We start from the raw sequence: 4,599 nt of genomic DNA on the forward strand, positions 1-4,599 counted from the left end.
CTTTGATCTTGGACGAAATCACCAACGGTCAGGACGAACAGGAAAAACAGCATATGATGGACTACCTGGCCAAACTCCAGAAAGAAAAACACATGACCCTGATCCTGATCACCCATGATATGGAAATCGCCCGGAAATTCACCACCCATGCCCTGGTGCTCCACGACGGCCAGCTGGTGTATGACGGGAAGACCGGCAATCTGTTCGACGGAAAGCGGCCCATTGAGGAATGGGGTCTGAAGCAGCCGGTGCTGTCCCGGCTGGGAGCCCTGTTCGGGGTCCAGGCGGACAGTCCGGAAGATCTGTGCAGCAAGATCCAGCCGAAAGAAGGTGCCAAAGCATGAAGATCACAGCCTTTACCAAACTGATCCTGGTGCTGGCGGTCACCGCCTGGGTGTTCCTGCTGCCGGTGCCGGCGGTGGCCACCCTGCTGGTGCTGGAACTGGTGATCCTGCTGTATATCAAACGGGACCGGATGACCATGGCGGCCATCGGCACCCTTACCGTGTTCACCGGCATGATGGTGCTGCTCCAGCTGCTGTTCGGTTCTCCCTTGTATGTGGCCCTCACCGGGGGCCTGCGGATGTTCGTCATGACCACCGCCTTTCTGTGCCTTCTGGCCTCCACCCGGATCCAGGACATTGCCCAGGCTCTGGTGGAAAAATTCCATATGCCCTATGAATACGCCTTTATGCTCACTACGGCTCTCCGGTTCGTGCCGGACTTCCTGTCCGATTCCGCCATTACCCTGGACGCCCAGTCCTGCCGGGGCTATTCCAACCGGGGGAACGCCTTCAAACGGCTTTACGCCTATCTGGCGGTGGTAAAACCCCTGGTCATGCGGGCGGTAGCCAAATCCGACACCCTGGCCCTGTCCATGGAACTGAAAGGTTTCGGTCCCAACACCTATAAAAACCGCCGTCCCATGAAGCTGCATCTGGGGGATTATGTGACGCTGGTGATCGTTATTATCCTGAGCACCTATCCGATCTGGGTGAAGCATATTTAAGGCTGACGCATAACCCAGGCGCGGAATATGCACCCATCTACTTTGTCATCAGCGGATTTTGACTGTGGCATGTACGTCCTTGTACTATGCCCCAGCCAAAATCCACTGCTTTCGCGTATCTAGGCACATCTTCCGCGCCTGGCGTGAAACCAGGCCCATCTGCTTTGTCAGGAGGGATTTGGAAGCCGGGCATATACCACTATGTATTATGCCCAACTTCCAAATCCCTCCTTTCGCGCATCTGGATCCATCTCGTGTGTCTGGCCCGCCCTCCTTATATCCGCCCTTTTTGAGCCCACACGCATATCTGCCGTCGGCGCTGGCCCGAGTGTATATCCGCCCTTTTCAAGGGCGGGGGACCATCCGTAAGGATGGTGGTGGGTTAGCAGCCTCTGGCTGCGTTTCCTTTCCAGAAACCCGCTGCCGCGGGTTTCTTCCTTCGGCTGGAGACTAGTGACTGCCGGCTAGTGACAGGAAGTGCTGCATCCGGCAACACTTCCTTGTTGACATTCCATTGCAACGGCTGTATAATGCAAAACATCAAGTACAGAGGGGTTGATGGATTATGGCATCCGTTAATGTAAATATCCGTATGGATGCGGATCTGAAAAAAGAGTTTGAGGAATTTTGCAGCAACGTGGGCATGAACATGACCACTGCTTTCACCATTTTTGCCAGAAGAACGGTCCGGGAAAACCGGATTCCCTTTGAAGTGTCCGCCGACTGCCGCCGGGCAGCCATCCACCAGGTACCGGTGGATCCTACTCCGGCCCAGGGAACGGCCACCAAGAGACCGGAAGACATGTTTGAGGAAATCAAGCAGGATTTCAATATTTGAAAAAAATCCGGCTGCCGCCAGAAAAAACTGGAGCAGCCGGATTTTTGTCACTCGACCAGTGACAAGTAACAAGAGAACAGTAACCGGGGGTGTGAATTTTTTCACACCCCCTTTTTAATTTTTTCAGGGTTTGGCATCCTATGGGAAAGGAACCCATCTGCCGGAGGCAGATGCTGTTGAAGGGAAACGCAGCCATGGGCTGCTAACCCACCACCAGCCTGGCGGCTGGTCCCCCGCCCTTGCAAAGGGCGGATAAATTGATCGGGAGCATCTACGTGCTGGAAGCCCTGTCCCCCCGCCCTTGCAAAGGGACGGATAAATGGCACGCAGGCTTCGCCCTGGGGCCAGAAGCGAGGGCGTCAGCCCCAGCGTATATCCGCCCTTTTCAAGGGCGGGGGACCGTCCGTAAGGATGGTGGTGGGTTAGCAGCCCCGGCTGCGTTTCTCTTTTTAGAAAACCGCGGCGCGGTTTTCCTCCTTTTGGCTAGTGACTAGAGACTAGAGACTAGTGACTGATACGGCTGCCTTGACAGCCACATACCTTTTCACGAAAGGACAACAAAATGAAACCAACTGACATCGCCCCTCTCATTGCCCGGGAACTGTCCGTCCAGCCCTGGCAGGTGGAAAAAACCGTGGAACTGCTGGACGGAGGGAACACCGTTCCCTTTATTGCCCGGTACCGGAAGGAGGCAACCGGATCCCTTTTGGACGAACAGATCCGGACCATCGAAGAACGGTTGGGGACACTCCGGAACCTGGTGAAGCGCCAGGAGGAGATCCTGACCAAAATCGACGAACAGGGGAAACTGACCCCGGAACTGCGTACCGCCATTGAAAAGGCCCAGAAACTGACGGAACTGGAAGATTATTACCTGCCTTACAAGCAAAAGCGGCGTACCCGTGCCCAACAGGCTCGGGAAAAAGGCTTGGAACCCTTGGCCACTGCCTTCCTTCTCCAGCGGGACCAGAAAGGAGATACCCTTTCCGCCGCCCGGGCCTATGTGGACCCGGATAAAGGGGTGGAAACCCCGGAAGACGCCCTGGCCGGAGCCCGGGACATTGTGGCGGAACTGGCGGCGGAAGACCCCACCCTCCGGCAGACCCTCCGGGACCAGCTGTGGAACCATGGGATGATCCGGACGGAACTGGTGGAAGATGCTGAGGGAGCCCAGACCTTTCTCATGTACAAGGACTATCAGGAACCGGTCCGGACCCTGCCCTCCCACCGGGTGCTGGCCATCAACCGGGGAGAAAAGAAAGGCTGCCTGAAGGTCCATCTGGTGTGGGAGGAACAGAACGCCCTGCGGAAAATGGAATGGCGGGTCCTCCGCCGTCCCTGCATCTACCGGGACCAGCTGAAGGAAGCCCTGGCAGACAGCTGGAAGCGGCTGCTGTTCCCGGCTTTGGAACGGGAAATCCGGAACCGGCTTACGGAACAGGCGGAAGCCCAGGCCATCAGGATCTTTGGGGCCAACCTGGGCCAGCTGCTGCTCCAGGCACCTCTGGGAGGCCATACGGTCATGGGCCTGGATCCGGGCTATCGGACCGGCTGCAAAGTGGCGGTGGTGGATCCCACCGGCCAGGTGGTGGACCATGGGGTGATCCAGGTGACCCAGAACGAAGCCCGGAAGAAGGAAGCGGAAGCCCTGCTCCTTTCCATGATCCGGAAGCACCATGTGACCCTCCTGTCCATTGGCAACGGCACCGCCTCCTATGAAACAGAACAGTTTGCCGCCAGCCTGATCCAGGCCCACCATCTGGACGTCCATTATCTCATTACCAATGAAGCGGGAGCTTCTGTCTATTCCGCTTCCAAACTGGCCCAGGAAGAGCTGCCGGAATACGATGTGACCATCCGGGGCGCCGTATCCCTGGCCCGGCGGGTCCAGGACCCTCTGGCGGAACTGGTGAAGATCGATCCCCAGGCCATAGGGGTGGGCCAGTACCAGCATGATGTGGACCAGAAGGCGCTCACCGGTACCCTGGACGGGGTGGTGGAACGGGTGGTGAACCATGTGGGAGTGGACCTGAACACTGCGTCCCCCGCCCTGCTCCGCCATGTGGCCGGGATCACCGCCGCCACCGCCGGGAACATAGTGGCCTGGCGGAACGCCAACGGCCGGTTCACCGGACGGCGGCAGCTGCTGAAGGTGCCCCGGCTGGGGCCTGCAGCCTTTACCCAGTGTGCCGGGTTCCTTCGGATCCACAACGGGAAATCTCCTCTGGACGATACCCCGGTCCATCCGGAATCCTATGATCTGGCCAAGAAAATCCTGGAAAAACTGGGCTTCGGCCTGGAAGACCTGAAGGACAGGGAAAAACTGGCCCGGCTGGCCACCCGGCGGAAACAGGTGGATGAAGCCCGGCTGGCCCGGGAACTGGAAGCCGGGGAACCCACGGTCCATGACATCCTGGATGCCCTGGTGGCTCCCGGCCGGGATCCCCGGGCGGACCTGCCCGCACCTCTTACCCGGCAGAACATCGTGAAGCTTTCCGACATCAAAGTGGGCACCATCCTCCGGGGCACCATCCGGAACGTCACCGACTTTGGCGCCTTCGTGGACATCGGCATCAAAACCGCCGGCCTGATCCACATTTCCCACCTGAGCCAGAAAAAGATCAAACACCCTCTGGATGTGGTCAGTGTAGGAGAAACGGTCCAGGTGAAGGTGATCAGCGTAGAGGAGGAGAGAGGGAGGATTGGACTGGCCTTGGTAGGGGCTGACGCATAACCCAGGCGCACGATATGG

The 4,599-nt window shown here is 58.2% G+C and carries 3 protein-coding genes and 1 pseudogene; all 4 read left to right on the forward strand.

Annotated features, from left to right (window positions below; translation table 11 throughout):
* A pseudogene (locus QVO43_RS05400) lies at nt 1-344 on the forward strand (energy-coupling factor ABC transporter ATP-binding protein); the annotation flags it as partial.
* The gene (locus QVO43_RS05405; RefSeq protein ID WP_022487548.1) at nt 341-1,009 is read left to right on the forward strand and encodes an energy-coupling factor transporter transmembrane component T; all 669 of its coding nucleotides are present in this window, start codon (nt 341-343) and stop codon (nt 1,007-1,009) included. The pseudogene QVO43_RS05400 and the gene QVO43_RS05405, both read left to right, overlap by 4 nt.
* Nucleotides 1,010-1,574: 565 nt before the next feature.
* A complete protein-coding gene (locus tag QVO43_RS05410) occupies nt 1,575-1,847 on the forward strand; it encodes a type II toxin-antitoxin system RelB/DinJ family antitoxin (protein ID WP_022487549.1) in 273 nt (90 codons plus the stop codon).
* Nucleotides 1,848-2,409: 562 nt separating this feature from the next.
* A complete protein-coding gene (locus QVO43_RS05415) occupies nt 2,410-4,581 on the forward strand; it encodes a Tex family protein (RefSeq protein ID WP_022487550.1) in 2,172 nt (723 codons plus the stop codon).
* Nucleotides 4,582-4,599 lie beyond the last annotated feature (18 nt).

Origin of the sequence: Acidaminococcus sp. CAG:542 (assembly GCF_000437815.1) — a bacterium.
Taxonomy (GTDB): domain Bacteria; phylum Bacillota; class Negativicutes; order Acidaminococcales; family Acidaminococcaceae; genus Acidaminococcus.

Bases quoted from the DNA above. Each gene is read 5' to 3' on its own strand.
- QVO43_RS05405 (WP_022487548.1), top strand. From the start codon at position 341: ATGAAGATCACAGCCTTTACCAAACTGATCCTGGTGCTGGCGGTCACC.
- QVO43_RS05410 (WP_022487549.1), top strand. From the start codon at position 1,575: ATGGCATCCGTTAATGTAAATATCCGTATGGATGCGGATCTGAAAAAA.
- QVO43_RS05415 (WP_022487550.1), top strand. From the start codon at position 2,410: ATGAAACCAACTGACATCGCCCCTCTCATTGCCCGGGAACTGTCCGTC.